This is a genomic window from Pseudomonas sp. E1BtOHC1 (genome assembly GCF_058744285.1).
Map to the genome: position 1 here is coordinate 1,924,105 of NZ_CP196023.1, position 18,131 is coordinate 1,942,235.

Annotated in this window: 14 protein-coding genes; 7 read left to right on the plus strand and 7 right to left on the minus strand. The window is 63.7% G+C overall.

All coding sequences use genetic code 11. The annotated features are described in order from the left end of the window. Window positions 1–166 precede the first annotated feature (166 nt). The gene (locus ACSSVC_RS08830) at window positions 167–2,602 is read left to right on the plus strand and encodes a TonB-dependent siderophore receptor (RefSeq protein WP_346633566.1); all 2,436 of its coding nucleotides are present in this window, start codon (window positions 167–169) and stop codon (window positions 2,600–2,602) included. Then, the gene (locus ACSSVC_RS08835; protein WP_346633565.1) at window positions 2,602–3,651 is read left to right on the plus strand and encodes a hypothetical protein; all 1,050 of its coding nucleotides are present in this window, start codon (window positions 2,602–2,604) and stop codon (window positions 3,649–3,651) included. Before ACSSVC_RS08830 ends, ACSSVC_RS08835 begins: the two co-directional genes overlap by 1 nt. Here ACSSVC_RS08835 and ACSSVC_RS08840 read toward each other — a convergent pair. The 3 genes from ACSSVC_RS08840 to ACSSVC_RS08850 form a co-directional block, all read right to left on the minus strand. Continuing rightward, entirely contained in the window at window positions 3,648–4,475 is an 828-nt protein-coding gene (locus ACSSVC_RS08840) for an acid phosphatase (protein WP_346633564.1), read from the minus strand. The genes ACSSVC_RS08835 and ACSSVC_RS08840 overlap by 4 nt on opposite strands. Before the next feature lie 52 nt (window positions 4,476–4,527). After that, on the minus strand, window positions 4,528–5,802 hold the full coding sequence (locus tag ACSSVC_RS08845) for an OprD family porin (RefSeq protein WP_404938261.1): 1,275 nt from the start codon (window positions 5,800–5,802) through the stop codon (window positions 4,528–4,530). Between the two features lie 476 nt (window positions 5,803–6,278). Then, on the minus strand, window positions 6,279–7,154 hold the full coding sequence (locus ACSSVC_RS08850; RefSeq protein ID WP_346633737.1) for a helix-turn-helix domain-containing protein: 876 nt from the start codon (window positions 7,152–7,154) through the stop codon (window positions 6,279–6,281). A 154-nt stretch (window positions 7,155–7,308) separates the two neighbouring features. Here ACSSVC_RS08850 and ACSSVC_RS08855 point away from each other — a divergent pair, with 154 nt between their 5' ends. Beyond that, window positions 7,309–8,208, plus strand: a complete 900-nt coding sequence (locus tag ACSSVC_RS08855; RefSeq protein WP_404938262.1) for a DMT family transporter — start codon at window positions 7,309–7,311, stop codon at window positions 8,206–8,208. A gap of 140 nt (window positions 8,209–8,348) precedes the next feature. On the opposite strand, the gene ACSSVC_RS08860 is transcribed toward ACSSVC_RS08855, so the two are convergent. Continuing rightward, complete coding sequence (locus ACSSVC_RS08860) at window positions 8,349–9,323, minus strand: 2-hydroxyacid dehydrogenase (protein WP_404938263.1); 975 nt, start codon at window positions 9,321–9,323, stop codon at window positions 8,349–8,351. A gap of 195 nt (window positions 9,324–9,518) precedes the next feature. Next, the gene (locus ACSSVC_RS08865; protein WP_346633560.1) at window positions 9,519–10,487 is read right to left on the minus strand and encodes a LysR family transcriptional regulator; all 969 of its coding nucleotides are present in this window, start codon (window positions 10,485–10,487) and stop codon (window positions 9,519–9,521) included. Between the two features lie 265 nt (window positions 10,488–10,752). Here ACSSVC_RS08865 and ACSSVC_RS08870 point away from each other — a divergent pair, with 265 nt between their 5' ends. Genes ACSSVC_RS08870 through ACSSVC_RS08885 form a run of 4 tightly spaced genes read left to right on the plus strand, consistent with a single transcriptional unit; the run spans window position 10,753 to window position 15,544 of the window. After that, window positions 10,753–12,264: an efflux transporter outer membrane subunit gene (locus tag ACSSVC_RS08870; RefSeq protein ID WP_492612190.1), complete on the plus strand. Its 1,512-nt coding sequence runs from the start codon at window positions 10,753–10,755 to the stop codon at window positions 12,262–12,264. Between the two features lie 11 nt (window positions 12,265–12,275). Beyond that, window positions 12,276–14,483 carry an FUSC family protein gene (locus ACSSVC_RS08875; protein WP_346633558.1) on the plus strand — a complete coding sequence of 736 codons (2,208 nt, stop codon included), beginning with the start codon at window positions 12,276–12,278 and terminating at the stop codon, window positions 14,481–14,483. Beyond that, the gene (locus ACSSVC_RS08880; RefSeq protein ID WP_007930063.1) at window positions 14,473–14,673 is read left to right on the plus strand and encodes a DUF1656 domain-containing protein; all 201 of its coding nucleotides are present in this window, start codon (window positions 14,473–14,475) and stop codon (window positions 14,671–14,673) included. Before ACSSVC_RS08875 ends, ACSSVC_RS08880 begins: the two co-directional genes overlap by 11 nt. 10 nt (window positions 14,674–14,683) lie before the next feature. Beyond that, on the plus strand, window positions 14,684–15,544 hold the full coding sequence (locus tag ACSSVC_RS08885; RefSeq protein WP_346633557.1) for an efflux RND transporter periplasmic adaptor subunit: 861 nt from the start codon (window positions 14,684–14,686) through the stop codon (window positions 15,542–15,544). Between the two features lie 213 nt (window positions 15,545–15,757). On the opposite strand, the gene ACSSVC_RS08890 is transcribed toward ACSSVC_RS08885, so the two are convergent. Beyond that, a complete protein-coding gene (locus ACSSVC_RS08890) occupies window positions 15,758–16,783 on the minus strand; it encodes an SEL1-like repeat protein (protein WP_492612191.1) in 1,026 nt (341 codons plus the stop codon). A gap of 272 nt (window positions 16,784–17,055) precedes the next feature. Further along, window positions 17,056–18,084 (minus strand): sel1 repeat family protein, encoded by a 1,029-nt coding sequence (locus ACSSVC_RS08895; RefSeq protein ID WP_492612192.1) that lies wholly within the window; start codon window positions 18,082–18,084, stop codon window positions 17,056–17,058. Between the last annotated feature and the right edge of the window lie 47 nt (window positions 18,085–18,131).

Genomic DNA, 18,131 nt, shown 5'->3' on the forward strand with positions numbered 1-18,131 from the left:
TGCCGCGGCTACAGGAGACGCTCCCGAGCCGCGCCGGGGGGCATGCTTGTCAGGTCCCTGAAAATATTTTCAAAAAACAGGTGAGGTTTTTGCGCTCGACGTCCGTGTAATGCTTGAAAGTGCGATTAATTCGCATTCACGGCGCTTTTACACACGAGTCTCAAGCATGAAGTCCAGGGCACATTCGGCGGCAAACGGTTCGGTCAAACGGTGGTTCGGCGCTTCGGCGCTGGTGGTGTCGGGGTTGGCCTTGCTGCCCCTGAGCGTGGCGCAGGCGGCCGAGGCCGGCAGTGCGCAACACAATTCGCTGTTCAACTTTGCCATCGCGGCCAAGCCGCTGCCCCAGGCCCTGAGCGATTTCACCCGGGTGACCGGGATCAGCGTGGTCTACACCGACGAAGCGCCTTATGCGTTCAAGGCACCGGCCCTCAGTGGCCAGTTCAGCGCCGAACAGGCCCTGCAGCGTCTGCTGGGCGGTTCCGGCTTCACGTACCGGCGCAGCGACGCGCACACCCTGGTCCTGGAACCCTTGCCCAACAGTGGCGCACTGAACCTGGGGGCCACCAGCATCACCACCCAGGGCATCGACGACAGCACCAGCTACCAGCCACCGGCCACCACTTCGGTGGCCCGTTCCCAGGCGCTGAACCAGGAAATCCCGCAGATCATCAACGTAGTGCCGGCCCAGGTGCTGCGGGACCAGACCCCGCGCAATCTGGATGACGCCCTGAAGAACGTCAGTGGCATCACTCAGACCAACACCCTGGGCGGCACCCAGGATGCGGTGCTGCTGCGTGGTTTCGGCGACAACCGCAACGGCTCGATCATGCGCGACAGTATGCCGGTGGTGCAGGGCCGCTCCCTGAACGCCACGGCGGACCGGGTGGAAGTGATCAAGGGCCCGTCGTCGCTGCTCTATGGCATCCAGGACCCGGGCGGGGTCATCAACATCGTCAGCAAGAAGCCTGAACTGCAGCAGTCCACGGCCCTGACCGTGCGTGGCTCGACCTACGGCTCGGGCAAGAACGGCAGCGGCGGCAGCCTCGACACCACCGGACCGCTGGGTGATTCCGGGCTGGCCTACCGCTTGATCGTCGACCACGAGGACGAAGACTACTGGCGCAACTTCGGCACCCATCGCGAATCCCTGGTGGCGCCGTCCCTGGCCTGGTACGGCGAGCGCACCAAGGTGCTGCTGGCCTATGAGCACCGTGAGTTCCTGACCCCCTTCGACCGTGGCACCGCCATCGACCCCAAGACCAACCACCCGCTGGACATCCCCGCCACCCGACGCCTGGACGAGCCGTTCAACAACATGGAAGGGCGCTCGGACCTGTATCGCTTCGAAGTCGACCACGAGCTCAGCGACGACTGGAAGGCCCACTTCGGCTACAGCTGGAACCGCGAGACCTACGACGCCAGCCAGGTGCGCCTGACCGCGGTGAATGCCAACGGCACCCTGACCCGGACCATGGACGGCACCCAGAACGCCCTGACCACCGACCGCTACGCCACCGTCAGCCTGGAAGGCAAGGTGCAGCTGGGCGGCATGCGGCATGATCTGGTGTTCGGCCTGGACGACGAGTACCGCAAGATCTACCGCGCCGACCTGATCCGCGGCAAGAGCACCAGCTTCAACTACCGCAACCCGGTGTATGGCCAGCAAGTGGCGGGAACCAACGTCAGCGCCCCGGACAGCGACCAGACCGACTTGCTGCGCAGCGACTCGCTGTTCTTCCAGGACGCCATCCACCTCACCGACCAGTGGATTCTGGTGGGCGGCGGGCGCTTCCAGGAGTACGACCAGTACGCCGGCAAGGGCCGGCCGTTCCACGTCAACACCAACAGCAACGGGCAGAAGTTCGTGCCCCGTGCCGGCCTGGTGTACCGCTACACCGACCAGCTGTCGTTCTATGGCAGCTACACCGAGTCGTTCAAACCCAACTCCAGCATCGCTCAACTGGCCGGGGGCAGCGTGGTGCTGGACGGTTCCATCGCTCCGGAAGAAGCCAAATCCTGGGAACTGGGGGCCAAGCTCGACATGCCAGGGCGCATCACCGCCAGCGCGGCGCTGTTCGACATCACCAAGCGCAACGTACTGGTGACCACCGCCACGGCCACCGAGACCGTTTCCAGCGTCGCCGGCGAAGTGCATTCCCAGGGCCTGGAACTGGACCTGACCGGACAGCTCACCGATCAGTGGAGCCTGATCGGCAGCTATGCCTACACCGACGCCGAGGTCACCAAGGACACCCAATACAAGGGCAAGCAACTGCAGAACGTGGCCAAGAACACCGGCTCGCTGTCGGCGGTCTACGACTTCGGCAGCCTGATCGGCGGCGACCGCCTGCGGGTGGGGGCCGGGGCCCGCTACGTGGGTGAGCGTGCCGGTGACGCGCCCAACAGCTTCGACCTGCCGGGCTACACCGTGGCCGATGCCTTCGCCACCTACGACACTCAGGTCGAAGGGCAGAAGGTCAAGTTCCAGCTCAACGTGAAGAACCTGTTCGACAAGACCTACTACACCTCGTCGGTGAGCAAGTTCTTCGTGTCCATGGGGGACGCTCGCCAGGTGTCGCTGTCCAGCACCCTGGAGTTCTGATGAGAACCCTGATCCTGGGCTGGGCCTTGGCGTTCTGTGGCGTGGCCCAGGCGGCCGCGCCGGCAGATGAGCGCCTCTACCACCGCGAGCGACAGGTGCAGTTGCCGGGTTCCGGCAGCAGTTGGGGCTTCATCGCCCTGGACCCGACCCGGCCCTACCTGTTCCTGGCGCGGCGGGAAAACGGCCTGAGCGTGTTCGATGTCGACAAGCAGCGCCCGGTGCGGACCATCGAGCAGTCGCAGGGGGCCAACGGCGTCGTGTTCGTCCCGGAGCTGGATCGCCTGCTGTTGCTCAATACCGACGGCAGCCTGGGGGTGGTGGAGTTATCCACACTCAAGCTGCTCAAGCGTATCGCCGTGACCAAGAGCAACCTCAACAGCGCGGTGTACGAGCCGCGCACGGGGCAGGTGATCATCGTCAGCGGGCGCCGGGCCGATCGTTCGACCCTGTTCGTCTTTGATCCCAAAGAGCAGCGGATCAGCGCCGCCCATGAGTTGGCGGTGAAGAAGATCGACCCGTTGCTGCTCAAGGGGGATGGCAGTTTCTTCTTGCCGATGCGCGATGAGGGCGTCGTGGCGCGGCTGTCCTCCAGCAGTTTCAAGGTCCTGGATCGCTGGCAGTATTCCGACTGCCCGCGGCCCAGTGCTCTGGCCCAGGATGAACAGCGCGGGCGGCTGTTCGTTGCTTGCCGCGGTGAACGGCCGGTGCTGCTGGTGCTCGACCGTGACAGCGGCGCGCTGAAAGCCAGCCTGCCGATCACCCGCGACGTCAACGCCCTGGCCTACGATCCGCAGGCTCGGCGCTTGTTGATTGCCAGTGGGGTGGACGCCAACCTCAGCGTCATCGTCCAACTCGATGCCGACCGCTACCGGCCCCTGGGTACCGTCAGCACCCAGCCCATGGCCTACAACATGGCGTTCGACCCGCGCAGCCAGCGGGTCTATCTGGCGGCCATGGACTTCACCCAACCGGCCGCCAGCCCGGACGAGCCAAGGCCGGACCCGCTGTTTCATGCCAATACCTTCAAGGTCATCACCCTGGCGCCCTAATCAGCGCCAAGTGCCAGGGCTTGCGCTTGCGTCGCACAGTCGCCGCTGGCGCTCAGGCCCTTGGCGCGAACGGCCAGCAGCTCTTGCCGGGCGACGGCGAAGTCGGCCTGGAAGGTCGGGTTGGTGTGCAAGCGGGCCACGGTGGTTGCGCCAATCTCACGGCCTTCACGCACATCGCTGTACCAATGCACGTTGCACACCATGCGACTTTCCGAATAGGCCCGGCCGCGGGCCCAGAGCGCGTTGCCGTGTTCGGGGGCCAGTTCGCTCAACAGCAGCGCCCAGGTCCAGCCGATGGCGCTGTGGCCCGAGGGGTAGGAACCATCTGCGGCCAGCTTCGCCTCATCTTCCGGGGTGCAGCTGGGCTGCTGGTTATAGACGAAGGGCCGGGTGCGCTGGTAGCGCTTCTTTGCGCCATAGGTGGCCAGCCCGGCATCGGTCAGGGTCCGCCGCAAGACTCTGTACAGCGCAGGTGTTTGCTGCTCGCTGATTGGCGCATTCAGGGCACAGGAAAACGTCTCTGCGGCGGCGGGGAACTTCAGGTTGGCATCGCTGACGGCCAACTCCCAGCGTTTGCTGCCACGCAAGGCCTGGCTTTTTTCAGCCATGCTCTGGTCCAGCGCGAAGGCTGGAGTCCCCACCGCAGGAGGTGGCGGTAACAGCGACAGACTATTGGGCAGATCCTGCTGTTTCAGATAACCGATCAAGTAACCCGGTCGGAACTCCGGGACACTTTCCGGTTGAGCACTTTGTTCGGCCAGGGCTGGGTTGATCAGGCTTAAAAACAATAGACCGGCCAAACGTTTTGATAGAAGACGTTGCATGTGGATATCACCTCTAAAAGTTAGATCCGCTACATCGGTTCTGCTTGTTGGATTACTTGATGTTCCAGGCGTAATTGAACATCAGTCGCGTATCATCGGTATCGCGGATGAAGTTCTTGGCATAGTTGGAGCGATAGAGCGCACTGCGCAGGCGCACACTTAAATTCTTTAGTGGACCTTGTTGCACGACGTAACGCAGTTCGTTATCCAACTCCCATGACTTGCCAATGGTTCGGCTGCCGGTGATCTCGGCATGGCTGCCGGATATATAACGGCTGTTGAAACTCAGGCCCGGCAAGCCCAGGCTGGCGAAGTCATAGCCATAACGAAGTGCCCAGGAACGTTCCTTGGCATTGGCGAAGTCGCCCAGTACCGATAAGTTGATCAAGTTGGCATCGGCACCCAGGATGTTGGCATAACCGGTGTCTCCCAACATTCGCTGATAAGCCAGGCCAAGGCTGTGGCCTTTATAGGCATAGCCGAGCAACCCCTGCAGGGCGCGGTTGTCGATCTTGCCGCCTTTGGCATTGCCGTAGTCGTTCATCAGGCTCAAGCGCAGATCGCTGCTGAACGTTCCCGCTCCCCAGGGGCTCTTGTTGACCAGGGTGAAAACCTGCTGGCGGTAGATGTCCTCCAGTTGGGCGACATGCAAGCGAGCCAGCCATTGCTTGTGGAATCGGTAGTCGACGCCCGCCATGTCGAAGTGTTCCGCCGTCGCACCCTGGCCCTGAAAGCGTCGGTTCAAGGGGCTCAAGGTCAGCGGCGTGTACTGCGTGGCGTTGCGCTGCATGACCCGGCTCAGGCGTCCGGCGGTAAACTCCAGGTCATCGATTTCATTCGACGTCAGCAGCCCGCCTTCAAAAAACTGCGGAAACAGGCGGCCGTCATTGGGTTTCAGCGTCGGCAGTACCGGCGGCACCAGCGCGCCGAGCTTGAACAGGGTCTTGCTGGCCTTGAGCTTCCCGGCCAGGGCCAGTTTCGAATAGTCATCCTCTGCCCGGCCATCGCGTGCCACCTTCAGCAGCCCGGTGCCGGTTCGGCCGGGCGCGGAATCCAGCTTGATGCCGAGCATGCCGATGGCGTCGGCACCCACACCCAGGCTGCCCTCGGTAAACCCCGAATCCAGGCGCAAGAGGAAACCTTGTGCCCATTCTTCACGGGTGGGCGCGGTGCCTTCGCGATAGTCCCGGTTGAAGTAGTAGTTGCGCAGCTCCAGGCGCGCGCTGCTGTCGTCAAGCAGTTCGGCGTTTACCGGGAGGGCCAGCACCGAGGCATACAGTAGAGTGGAGCGATTGATCCATTGTCGTGGCAAGTGTCTTGAAGGCATTTCATCGTTCTCTGTTTTTGTTGTTTTAGGAACAAGTCGATTGGGGCTTATGTGTCGAGTCTTTGCAGCTTTGTTTAAATGTTATGAGGGGTGGGTGGAAGTTGTGGGTATTGCTTTTTTGGGGGTTGAAGTTGATTGGGGTGAAAGCCTGCGGCTGCTTGTTGAATTTTTGCGTAGTGCCTGGGATTCAAGGCCTAAAGACTAAGTTGGGCCTGGTGTTAAACAAGAATCATCAGCTCTGTGAATGGGGTGATAACTGAAGTTGTAAAATAATGACCTGTTTATTTTTTTGATTGTCATACAGGTACTTGTTGAAAGTGCTCTTTTGCGGAGAACTGCGTAGGAATTTCTTAATTGTTTGGTAAGAGTTTTCCTGCTTAGGTAAAGAATTTGAGTAATTTACTTTTTCAGGCGTGCTGATGCGGGCTTTGGCGTAAGCAGTGGCATGCAGAGGAGGGGTATGGGTAATCCGAAGCTCAGCGCAGGAACGCCAGGCGGTAGTCCCCCGGTGTTCCCCCCAGGGCCTGGCGGAAGCGATTGTTGAAGTGGCTGGCACTGGCAAAACCACAGGCCAGTGCAATCTCCCCCAGGGGCTGGGCAGTGGTGCGCAGCAGGTGCCGGGCCCGGCTCAGGCGTCGGGCCAGCACATATTGGTGGGGCGGCAGGCCGAAGCTTGCGCGGAACATGCGGGCGAAGTGGTATTCGGAGAGGGCGCACAACCCCGCCAGTTGGCCCAGGCTCAGGGGCGCTTCCAACTGGCTGTCGATGTAGTCCACCAGCAGGCGCCGCTGGTGCGCGGCCAGCCCGCCCTTGAGCCGGGCACCCTGGCGTGGGCCCACTTGATGGAGCAGGGCATGGCTGAGCATCTCGTGGGCCAGGCTGCTGGTCAGCAGGCGCTCGCCGGGCTCGTCCCAGTTCAGGCGGATCAACTGCGCAAAACGCCGGGTCTGCTCGGGGTCGTCGAGAAAGGTGCTTTCCCGCAGTTGCAGCTCCCGGGGCTCGCGGTCCAGCAGGGTGACGCAGCCCAGGGCGAATTGCTCCGGGCTGAAATACAGATGGGCCAGACGGATATCGCCGTTGATCACCCAGGCCGACTGGTGCTCGGCGGGCAGGATGCACAGCTTGCCCGGGCCGCCCTTGCTGCCGGGCTGGTCGCGGCGAAAGGTGCCGGTGCCACCCGCCAGATAGCAGGACAGGGTGTGGTGGCTGGGCGCCTCATATTCCTGGGCGTCGTGATGGTTGCTCCACAAGGCTGCGGACAAGCCGTCACCGAGCTCGGCGCTGTGCTCCAGGCGAGCATTGGGCGAGCGGTTGAGGGCTTGGAAGACTTGCAGGGTATCCAGTGCGGGCATGGTGGTGACGTCAACATGGGTGCGGTTGCCGGTGTTTCGCATCCTACTCCGTAGCACCCGTGCTGCCAGCCCGGCACCGATAAAAAGCGCAAGTTTGTGCAAGCGCGGGCAGGGGCGGCGCTGGAAACTGTGCTCCTTATAGAGGAGTCGTGCCATGAACCTATCGCTGTACCTGTTGACCGTGCTGATCTGGGGCACCACCTGGATCGCCCTGAAACTGCAACTGGGGGTGGTGGCGATTCCGGTGTCCATCGTCTATCGCTTTGCCCTGGCGGCCCTGGTGCTGTTCGTCCTGCTGTTGCTCAGCCGCAAGCTGCAGCCGATGAACCGCCGTGGCCACCTGATCTGCCTGGCCCAGGGACTGTGCCTGTTCTGCATCAACTTCATGTGCTTTTTGCACGCCAGCCAGTGGATTCCCAGTGGTCTGGTGGCGGTGGTGTTTTCCACCGCGACCTTGTGGAACGCCCTCAATGCGCGAGTGTTCTTCGGCCAGAAGATCGCCCGCAACGTATTGCTCGGCGGCGGTCTGGGGTTGCTGGGGTTGGGGCTGCTGTTCTGGCCAGAACTGGCTGGCCACAGCGCCAGTCCGCAAACCCTGCTGGGCCTGGGCCTGGCCCTGCTGGGCACCTTGTGCTTCTCGGCGGGCAACATGCTCTCTAGCCTGCAGCAGAAAGCCGGACTCAAGCCGCTGACCACCAATGCCTGGGGCATGGCCTACGGCGCGACGATGCTGGCGGTGTATTGCCTGTCCCAGGGCATTGCCTTCGACGTGGAATGGACCACGCGCTATATCGGCTCGCTGCTGTACCTGGTGATACCGGGTTCGGTGATCGGCTTCACCGCCTACCTGACCCTGGTCGGGCGCATGGGCCCGGAGCGCGCGGCCTATTGCACCGTACTGTTCCCGGTGGTGGCGCTGAACGTCTCGGCCGTTGCCGAAGGCTACCAATGGACCGCCCCGGCCCTGGTGGGGCTGGTGCTGGTGATGCTGGGCAACGTCCTGGTGTTCCGCAAACCCAAGCCGTTGGTGACAGCCAAAGCAGCCACCGCCTGACCAGGCGCCGGCTTGTGTAGGAGCTGGCTTGTCAGCGAAAGCGGTTTCAAGGTTTGCGCAGAACTTGCGGGCCCCTTCGCCGGCAAGCCGGCTCCTACGGGGGAGGTGTTGCCAGTGAAGAGGCCGTCAAGGTGAGCCGATCAGCCCTTCCACACTTGCGGGTTGACCAGGTCTTGCGGCCGTTCACCCAGCAGGGCACTGCGCAGGTTGCTCATGGCGCGCTCGGCCATGGCGTCGCGGGTTTCATGGGTGGCCGAGCCAATGTGCGGCAAGGTCACCGCATTCTTCAGCTGGAACAGCGGCGACTCCGCCAGCGGCTCTTTCTCGTACACATCCAGGCCGGCGCCACGGATCTGGCCCTTCTGCAAGGCTTCGATCAGCGCCGGCTCATCCACCACCGGGCCCCGGGAAATGTTCACCAGGATCGCACTGGGCTTCATCAGCGCCAGTTCCCGATGGCTGATCAGGTGCCGGGTCTTCTCGCTCAACGGCACTACGAGGCAGACGAAGTCAGCCTCCGCCAGCAGCTGCTCCAGGCTGCGAAATTGCGCCCCCAGCTCCTGTTCCAGGGCGGTCTTGCGGTTGTTGCCGCTGTAGAGGATCGGCATGCCGAAGCCCAGGCGGCCACGCCGTGCTATGGCCGCGCCGATATTGCCCATGCCGACGATGCCCAAGGTCTTGCCGTGCACATCGCCGCCGAACAATGCCGGGCCGACGCTGGCCTGCCATTGCCCGGCCTTGGTCCAGGCGTCCAGCTCGGCCACCCGGCGGGCGCTGCTCATGAGCAGGGCGAAGGCCAGGTCGGCGGTGCTTTCGGTGAGCACGTCCGGGGTGTTGGTGAGCATCAGCCCGCGTTCGTTGAAGTAGCCCAGGTCATAGTTGTCGTAGCCCACCGAGATGCTCGACACCACTTCCAGCCGCGCGGCATTTTCCAGCTGCGCGCGGCCCAGCTTGCGGCCGACACCGATCAGACCGTGGGCCTGGGGCAGGGCTTCATTGAACTGCGCGGCGATGTCCCCGAGCTTGGGGTTGGGCACTATGACCTCGAAGTCCTGTTGCAGGCGTTCGGTCATCTCGGGGGTGATGCGGCTGAAGGCAAGTACAGTCTTTTTCATCGCGGGAAGACTCGTCAGGCGGGAGAGAATGCCAAGCAAGCTAACATTTTTGCCGCCGCTACCAAAGCACCCCGCCACGGGCCTGCGTGTGTAGGAGCTGGCTTGCCAGCGAAGGCGGCATCCAGGTTTGCGCAGGACGTGCGGGCCTCTTCGCCGGCAAGCCGGCTCCTACGGGTTGGGTGGACGCCCCGGCGGTCAATTGGCCAGGCGGGCACCGCTCAGGCTGCCACTCAGTTCATAGGCCGCCAGTTCCGCCTGGTGCGCGGCGAGGATCTCCGGCAGGGAACCGCGCAGGTATTCGACCCAGGTCTTGATCTTGGCGTCCAGGTACTGGCGCGACGGGTAGATGGCGTACAGGTTCAGTTCCTGGGAGCGGTACTTGGGCATGACCCGTACCAGGGTGCCGTTGCGCAGGCCTTCGATTGCGGCGTACACCGGCAGTACGCCAACCCCCATGCCGCTGATGATCGCGGTCTTCATGGCGTCGGCGGAGTTCACCAGGAACGGTGAGCTGTTGATGGTCACCATCTCCTGGCCCTCGGGACCGTCGAAGGTCCATTTCTCCAGGGGAATCACCGGGCTCACCAGGCGCAGGCAGGCATGGTTGAGCAGGTCGCTGGGCTTGTGCGCGCAGCCGTTGGCTTTCACGTAGGCCGGGGACGCGCAGACGATGCTGTAGGTAATCCCCAGGCGCTGGGAGACGAACCCCGAGTCCGGCAGCTCGCTGGCCAGGACGATGGACACGTCGTAGCCCTCGTCCAGGAGGTCCGGCACGCGATTGGCCATGGTCAGGTCGAAGGTCACGTCCGGGTGGGTCTTGCGGTAGCGGGCGATGGCATCGATCACGAAGTGCTGGCCGATGCCGGTCATGGTGTGCACTTTCAGTTGGCCGGCGGGGCGGGCGTGGGCGTCGCTGGCTTCGGCCTCGGCTTCTTCGACGTAGGCCAGGATCTGCTCGCAGCGCAGCAGGTAGCGCTTGCCGGCTTCGGTCAGGGCGATACGGCGGGTGGTGCGGTTGAGCAGGCGGGTTTGCAGGTGAGCCTCAAGATTGGAGACTGCGCGCGAGACGTTGGCCGTGGTGGTGTCCAGTTGCACTGCAGCGGCGGTGAAACTACCGGCTTCGGCGACGCAACTGAAGGCGCGCATGTTTTGCAAAGTGTCCATGGGGTGCTCTCAGGGGAGATGGCAAATTGTGACACGAAGTTACGGGGGCTTGGATAGGCGACCAAGGGATTATCGCGTTTACGGTAACAAAGATTCACAGGAATCCCAGCTTATCGCCGCCCCGACCGCCCCCTAGAATTGCGCCGATCCGTAGGGGCCGGTTTTTCGGCGATCCGCGCAACGCGGTGTAGCAGGCGTATCGCTGCGCCGGCCAGCCGACTTCTACGAGAGAAATATTCCCCCCCGATCTCAGGAATTCGCAGCAGTGCCGCGTCGCATCAGCAGAGGGTTCAAGACCCTCAGTGTTTGGGCTTTATCGTTAGCAATCAGCGGCTGCATCGGAACCGGAGGCATTGCCCCACAAGGCAAGACACTTCCCGCTAATACATTGGCCACCGACGAGGCGATCCGGAGCGCCGCGCAAGATGCCCACTGGCCCAGTGCCCAGTGGTGGCAGGCCTATGGCGACCCGCAGCTGAACCGCTGGATCACTCTCGCCGTGCAGGGCAGTCCGAGCCTGGCCATGGCCGCTGCCCGGGTGCGTCAGGCAAAAGCCCTAGCCGGTATCGCCGAGTCGGCCGAGTCGCTGCAGGTCAAGGGCGACGCTACCCTCAAGCGCCACAGCTGGCCCACCGATCAGTTCTACGGCCCCGGGGCCCTGGCCAACACCACCACCTGGGACAACAACGCCGCCCTGGGCTTGAGTTATGCCCTGGACCTCTGGGGCCGGGAAAGCAACAGCACCGAGCGCGCCGTGGACCTGGCCCACATGAGCGTGGCCGAAGCCCGCCAGGCCCAGCTGGAACTGGTGAACAACGTGGTGCGCAGCTACATCCAGCTGTCCCTGCATTTCGCCCAGCGCGACGTGGTCCAGGCCACCTTGAAGCAGCAGCAACAGATTCTCGAACTGGCGCAACGGCGCCTGGACGGCGGCCTCGGCACCCATTTCGAAGTCAGCCAGGCCGAGGCGCCGCTGCCGGAAACCCATCGCCAACTGGACGCCCTGGACGAAGAAATCGCCCTGACCCGCAACCAACTGGCAGCCCTGGCCGGCAAGGGCCCGGGAGAGGGCGCGCAGTTGCAGCGGCCAAGCCTATCCCTGGGCGCGGCGCTGAAACTGCCGTCGGCCCTGCCCGCCGAACTGCTGGGCCAGCGCCCGGACGTGGTCGCCAGCCGCTGGCAAGTGGCGGCCCAGGCCCGTGGCATCGATGTGGCCCACGCCGGCTTCTACCCCAACGTCGACCTGGTGGGCAGCATCGGCTTCATGGCCACTGGCGGCGGGGCCCTGGAGTTCCTCACCGGCAAGAAACTCAACTACAACGTCGGCCCGGCCATCAGCCTGCCGATCTTCGACGGCGGACGCCTGCGCTCGGAGCTGGGTGAGGCCAGCGCCGGCTACGACATGGCCGTGGCCAAGTACAACCAGACCCTGGTGGACGCGCTGAAAAGCATCTCCGACCAGTTGATCCGCCGCGAGTCCATGGACAAGCAGCAGGCCTTCGCCGCCGAGTCGGTGGCTGCTGCGCAGAAGACCTACGACATCGCCACCGTGGCCTTCCAGCGTGGCTTGACCGACTACCTCAATGTGCTTAACGCCCAGAGCCTGCTGTTCCACCAGCAGCAGATCCAGCAACAGGTGCAGGCCGCGCGCCTGACCGCTCAGGCGGATCTGGTGACGGCCCTGGGCGGCGGCCTGGAGGCTGGACGCGACGTCCCGTCAGAAAGCCAGACTCAAGCGCCCAAGACCCCGGCGGCCCTGGCCGTCTTTGACCACTGAAGCAGGCCCCCATGACTTCCTTGCCCGCCCCTTTGCGCTGGCTGTACTCCCTAGAATGGCGCCGGGGTTTCTTCGACTGGGCGCGCAGCGACGGCGTGACCTGGGTTTATATCTTCAAGGTCCTGGCCGCCGCGTTCCTCACCCTGTGGCTGGCCATGCGTCTGGAGTTGCCGCAACCGCGCACGGCGATGATCACCGTGTTCATCGTCATGCAGCCGCAGAGCGGACAGGTGTTCGCCAAGAGCTTCTACCGCTTTCTCGGCACCCTGACCGGCTCGGCGGTGATGGTGGCGCTGATCGCCCTGTTCGCCCAGAACACCGAGCTGTTCCTGGGTTCCCTGGCGATCTGGGTCGGCATCTGCTCGGCCGGTGCCGCGCGTTATCGCAACTTTCGCGCCTACGGTTTCGTCCTCGCCGGCTACACCGCGGCGATGGTCGGCTTGCCGGCCCTGGCCCATCCGGAAGGCGCCTTCATGGCGGCGGTGTGGCGGGTGCTGGAGATCTCTCTGGGGATTCTTTGCTCGACCCTGGTCAGTGCCGCGATCCTGCCGCAGACCGCCAGCGCCGCCATGCGCAACGCTCTGTACCAGCGCTTCGGCGTGTTCGCCCTGTTCGTCACCGACGGCCTGCGCGGGCGCAGCCAGCGCGACAGCTTCGAAACCAGCAACGTGCGTTTCATCGCCGAGGCCGTGGGCCTGGAAGGGCTGCGCAGCGTCACCGTGTTCGAAGACCCGCACATGCGTCGGCGCAACGGCCGCCTGAGCCGCCTGAACAGCGAGTTCATGGGCATCACCACGCGCTTCAACGCCCTGCACCAGTTGCTCGAACGCCTGCGCAGCAGCGGCGCCGACCATGTAGTGGCGGCGATCAAGCCCGGCCTGCAGGACTTGGCGGAGCTGCTGGACGGCTTCTCCGGCCGGGCCCTGACCAGCCCCGACGCCGCGCGCCTGGTCACGGCCCTGGCGGCCTACAAGGCTGAGCTGCCGGCGCGGGTGCGCAGCCTGCGGGCCGCTTTCCAGGAGAGCGGCCCAAGCGACGCCGAGCAGCTGGATTTCCACACCGCCTACGAACTGCTTTATCGCTTCGTCGACGAAATGCACAGCTATGCCCAGACTCATGCGTCCCTGGCCGACCACAGCCACGAGCGCGAGCGCTGGGACGAGCCCTACACGCCGCAGACCAACTGGCTGGCCTGCGCCGCCTCGGGCATCCGCGCGGCCTTTGTGTTGGTGGTACTGGGCAGTTACTGGGTGGCCACCGCCTGGCCCAGCGGCGCCACCATGACCCTGATCGCCGCCGCCACCATCGGCCTCTCGGCGGCCACGCCGAACCCCAAACGCATGGCGTTCCAGATGGCCTGCGGAACCTTTATCGGCGCCCTGGTGGGCTTCGTGGAAATGTTCTTCGTGTTCCCCTGGATCGACGGCTTCCCGTTGCTGTGCCTGATGCTGGCGCCGGTGATCGTGCTCGGTTCGTTCCTTGCGTCCAGGCCCAAGTACGCCGGGGTCGGCCTGGGCTTGCTGATCTTCTTCAGCACCGGTTCGGTGCCGGACAACCTGACGGTCTACAACCCCTACACCTTCATCAACGACTACATCGCCATGGTCATGGGCATGCTGGTCTGCGCCGCGGCCGGGGCGATCATCCTGCCGCCCAACAGCCGCTGGCTGTGGCGGCGCCTGGAGCAGGATCTGCGCGGCCAGGTGGTGTACGCCATCAGCGGCAAGCTCAAGGGCCTGGCCTCCAGTTTCGAAAGTCGCACCCGCGACCTGCTGCACCAGGCCTATGGCCTGGCGGTGGGCCAGCCCAAGGTGCAGAGCGAACTGCTGCGCTGGATGTTCGTGGTGCTGGAAGTCGGCCATGCCATCATCGAGCTGCGCAAGGAACAGGCGATCCTCCCGGTGCACCCGGCCTATGCCGAATCCCAGCCCTGGCGCCAGGCGATCCGGGTCATGGGCCGCTCCCTGGTGCGGCTGTTCCTGCAGCCCAGCCAGAGCAACCTGGAACGCGGGCTGATCGCCGTGGACCACGCCATCAGCCGGGTCCAGGCCACCGACGAACCCTTTGCCCCGCACTTCGACACCTCGGCCCTGCGCCGGGTCAAGAGCTACCTGCACTTCATCCGCACTTCACTGCTCGACCCGCAATCGCCGCTGGCGGCCTATGCCGTGGCCAAGCCGGCGGCGCCTGCACCCCAAGGACTTGACCATGCCTCGTGAAATCGCCTTCCACGGCGTTTACATGCCCACCATGACCCTGATGTTCTTCATCGCCGCGGCCCTGGCCTGGGCCCTGGACCGGTTCATTTCCGGCTATGACCTGTATCGCTTCTTCTGGCACCCGGCGCTGCTGCGCCTGAGCCTGTTCTGCTGTCTGTTCGGCGCCATGGCGCTCACTGTCTACCGTTGAGACCCCCGCAATGAAAAAGTTTTTCAGCCTGCTCGCCACCCTGCTCGTGCTGGCCTTGGCCCTGTGGATCGGCCGCACCCTGTGGGAGCACTACATGTACACCCCCTGGACCCGTGACGGCCGGGTGCGCGCGGACATCATCAACGTCGCCGCCGACGTCACCGGCGAAGTGGTGGACGTGCCGGTCAAGGACAACCAGCTGGTGCGCAAGGGCGATCTGCTGATGCAGATCGACCCCGAGCACTACCAGATCGCGGTCAAGCAGGCGCAATCGCTGGTGGCCTCGAAGAAGGCCACCTGGGAGATGCGCAAGGTCAACGCCCGGCGCCGCGCCGACATGGACAACCTGGTGATCTCCAAGGAAAACCGCGACGACGCCGGCAACATCGCCGACTCGGCCCTGGCCGACTACCAGCACGCCCAGGCCCAGCTGGAAGCGGCGGAACTCAACCTCAAACGCACCCAGGTGCGGGCGGCGGTGGATGGCTACGTCACCAACCTCAACGTGCACCGTGGCGACTACGCGCGCATTGGCGAGCCGAAGATGGCGGTGGTCGACATGAACTCGTTCTGGGTCTACGGCTTCTTCGAAGAAACCAAGCTGCCCCACGTGCGCGTGGGGGATAAAGCCGACATGCAACTGATGAGCGGCGAAGTGCTCAAGGGCCACGTGGAAAGTATTTCCCGCGGCATCTATGACCGCGACAACCCGGAAAGCCGCGAACTGATCGCCGACGTCAATCCGACCTTCAACTGGGTGCGCCTGGCCCAGCGCGTGCCGGTGCGCATCCACATTGACCAAGTGCCGGAGGGCGTGCTGCTGGCCGCCGGCATCACCTGCACCGTAGTGGTCAACCCCGAACCCCTGTAGGCGCAGGCTTGTGTAGGCGCAGGCTTGCCAGCGAAGGCGTCGTCACAGGCGGTGCAAGGCTTGCGGGCCCCTTCGCCGGCAAGCCGGCTCCTACGGGAAACTGCGCGGTCTATCTGACAGCTGTAGGAACTGGCTTGCCAGCGAAGGCGCCGGCCCAGGCGATGCAAGACTCAAGGGCCTCTTCGCCGGCAAGCCGGCTTCTACGGGGGGCGGTTATTTGTAGCTTTTCTGCATGATCGCCAGGGACTTCTTCGCCGTGGCTTCCAGGCCGTCGTTGACGTGGTTGATCGCGGCCACCAGCTTCGGGTTCTGCAGCACGTCGACACCGGGGTAACGCTGCTGGGCCAGGCGCGAGACGATGATGTACTGGGTCACCGCGTAATGCAGCTTGAACTGGCCGCTTTCCCGGGCCTTGGCGATGGCCGCTTTGACAAAGGCCTGGCGCTCGGCTGTGGTCATGCCCTGGAACAGGTCGGGGAGATCGAAATGGATCTCGGCGGAGAAAATCGCCACCTCCTCATCCCGCGCCTCGTCATACATCACCTGCTTGCTGGTCACCCGCGCCTTCAGCTCGCCAAAGCGCTGTTCGCCTGCGGCCAGCTGCTCAGGGCTCATCTTGCCTTTCAAGGCATCCAACTGGCTGGTGTCTTCGGTGTTATCGATAACCTTCAGCCAGGCGTAGGCCTTCACCAGATCGCCGGACTCTTCGGCGGCGTCGGCCAGGCTCTGCTGTGGTTCCGGGTTGCCGTGCAGCGCCGAGCGCTCCAGCCAGCGCAGGGCCAGGTCCCGGTCCTTGGGGATGTCCTTGTCGCCGAACCAGTAGGTGGCGTACATGCCGTACTCGGCGCACCAGTCGTTCTGCGAGGCGGAGTAGGCGATGTAGTTGAAGGACTCGCGGTCGCGCTCGGCCTTGGGTTTGTCCGTTTCCTGATCGGTGGTGGTGGACAGGTAGCAGAAGGCCCGGGTGTAGTGCGGCGCGGCCATGGCGAAGCAGCCCTTGGCGTTCTTGTAGTCCTCGATCTCGTTCAGCTTGTAACCGATGCCGTACAGCAGATCGGCCTCCATGGCCGGGTTGCAGTACTCGTTGGCGCTGACCTTGGGCAAGACGCTGTCCAGCGTCAGCTTGGGCAGGGTGTCATTGAGTTCGGGGACTTTCGGTTCGGTGTTTTCCGGAGCCGTGGAGGCGCAGGCCGCCAGCAAGACAGCCAATGCCAGTGGCAGCGCGTTGAACAATTTCAATGGATATTCCCTGATCGGCGAATGAAAAAGGCGCGCATGAAATCAGGCTGGGACGGGAGAAGGACGAGCGTTAGCCATTCCGTGCTTGGGTGTCGACACCAGCGATTCCATGCTGCATGAGCCCTAAGGGCTCAAGGTCGCGCATTCTACTGGGATTGAGAGGGCGTACAACCCAAACCGCGGCATCTGGTTGACCGCGGCAAGGGGCCCTGAGGCCTTGAGTGGGTGACACCTCGGCGACGGCTTCAACAGCGTTAGCGCCGCCGCTCCCGTTATGGCTTGCGCTTGGCCAGAATGATTTTGGCCTTGGCTACGGTGTCTTCCACGCTCAGGTCATCGTCCTCCAGCAAGGCCTGCAGCCCTGGGTCTTGCCACAGGTCCACGGCCGGGCCGGCGCTTTGCACAAGGCGGGAAATCAAGGCGTAGGCCACCAGTTGGCCGCGCGTGTGGAACTTCGGGTAGAGGTCCTGCATGTCCACCAACTGGGCGACGAACGCATGCCGTTGCTCAGGCGACATGCCCGCGAATACTTCCGGGTAGCTGAAGTACAGATCCCCTGTGCCCAGGGCGATGAGGTCCTGGCGCAGCGCCTGCTCAATCTCCTGTTTCGGCGTGAGTTGACCGAGCAACCGGGTGTAATGCTGCTCGCCTTCGGCCAACTGCTGAGGGCTCATCTTGCGTTTCACCGCTTCGAGCGTTTGGGTGTCATCCAGGGTTCGGGCCCAGGCGTAGGCCAGCGGCAAATTGTCCTGTTCGTTGCGGCGCACCATCTCCTGTTGCGAGTCCTGGTCGCCGTGCCGAGCGGCGCGTTCCAGCCAGGCCATGGCCAATTCCTTGTTCGGGGGCTGGTCCAGCTTGCCGACGTTATAGATGTCGTACAGGCCCGCTTCCGCGCAGGATTCATTGTGCTGGGCGGCGTAGGCGATGTAGTTGAAGGCTTCGCTTTTGTCATAGTCCTTTTGCCTGGAGCCGACAATCCCGCCCAGGATGCACAGGCTGCCGGTGGAGCGGGGGGCGGCCATGATCAGGCAACTGCGGGCCATTTGGATTGCCTTGCTCGCCAGCAGGGTACGGCTTGAGCCATGCAGCACCTCGTCCTCATTGAACAGTCGGATGCCCAGGCCGACCAGCCGTTCGCTGTCCATCTCCGGCGTGCAGTAGGGGTTGGCCTCGACCTTGGGCAGGATCTGTTCGAGGCTCAAGTCCGGCAGGGAGGCATTGAGTTTTTCGTCCGGTGACGAGGCATTGCAGCCCAGTAGCAAAGCGAACAGGGTCAACGGCAGCGCATGACGACATTTCAATGGGGCAGATCCCTAATCGGCGAATGAACAAAGGTGTGCCGCGCCAC

Coding starts and splice junctions, on each gene's coding strand:
- ACSSVC_RS08830 (WP_346633566.1), top strand. CDS start 167: ATGAAGTCCAGGGCACATTCGGCGGCAAACGGTTCGGTCAAACGGTGG.
- ACSSVC_RS08855 (WP_404938262.1), top strand. CDS start 7,309: ATGAACCTATCGCTGTACCTGTTGACCGTGCTGATCTGGGGCACCACC.
- ACSSVC_RS08880 (WP_007930063.1), top strand. CDS start 14,473: ATGCCTCGTGAAATCGCCTTCCACGGCGTTTACATGCCCACCATGACC.
- ACSSVC_RS08860 (WP_404938263.1), bottom strand. CDS start 9,323: ATGAAAAAGACTGTACTTGCCTTCAGCCGCATCACCCCCGAGATGACC.
- ACSSVC_RS08885 (WP_346633557.1), top strand. CDS start 14,684: ATGAAAAAGTTTTTCAGCCTGCTCGCCACCCTGCTCGTGCTGGCCTTG.
- ACSSVC_RS08850 (WP_346633737.1), bottom strand. CDS start 7,154: ATGCCCGCACTGGATACCCTGCAAGTCTTCCAAGCCCTCAACCGCTCG.
- ACSSVC_RS08845 (WP_404938261.1), bottom strand. CDS start 5,802: ATGCCTTCAAGACACTTGCCACGACAATGGATCAATCGCTCCACTCTA.
- ACSSVC_RS08875 (WP_346633558.1), top strand. CDS start 12,276: ATGACTTCCTTGCCCGCCCCTTTGCGCTGGCTGTACTCCCTAGAATGG.
- ACSSVC_RS08840 (WP_346633564.1), bottom strand. CDS start 4,475: ATGCAACGTCTTCTATCAAAACGTTTGGCCGGTCTATTGTTTTTAAGC.
- ACSSVC_RS08835 (WP_346633565.1), top strand. CDS start 2,602: ATGAGAACCCTGATCCTGGGCTGGGCCTTGGCGTTCTGTGGCGTGGCC.
- ACSSVC_RS08865 (WP_346633560.1), bottom strand. CDS start 10,487: ATGGACACTTTGCAAAACATGCGCGCCTTCAGTTGCGTCGCCGAAGCC.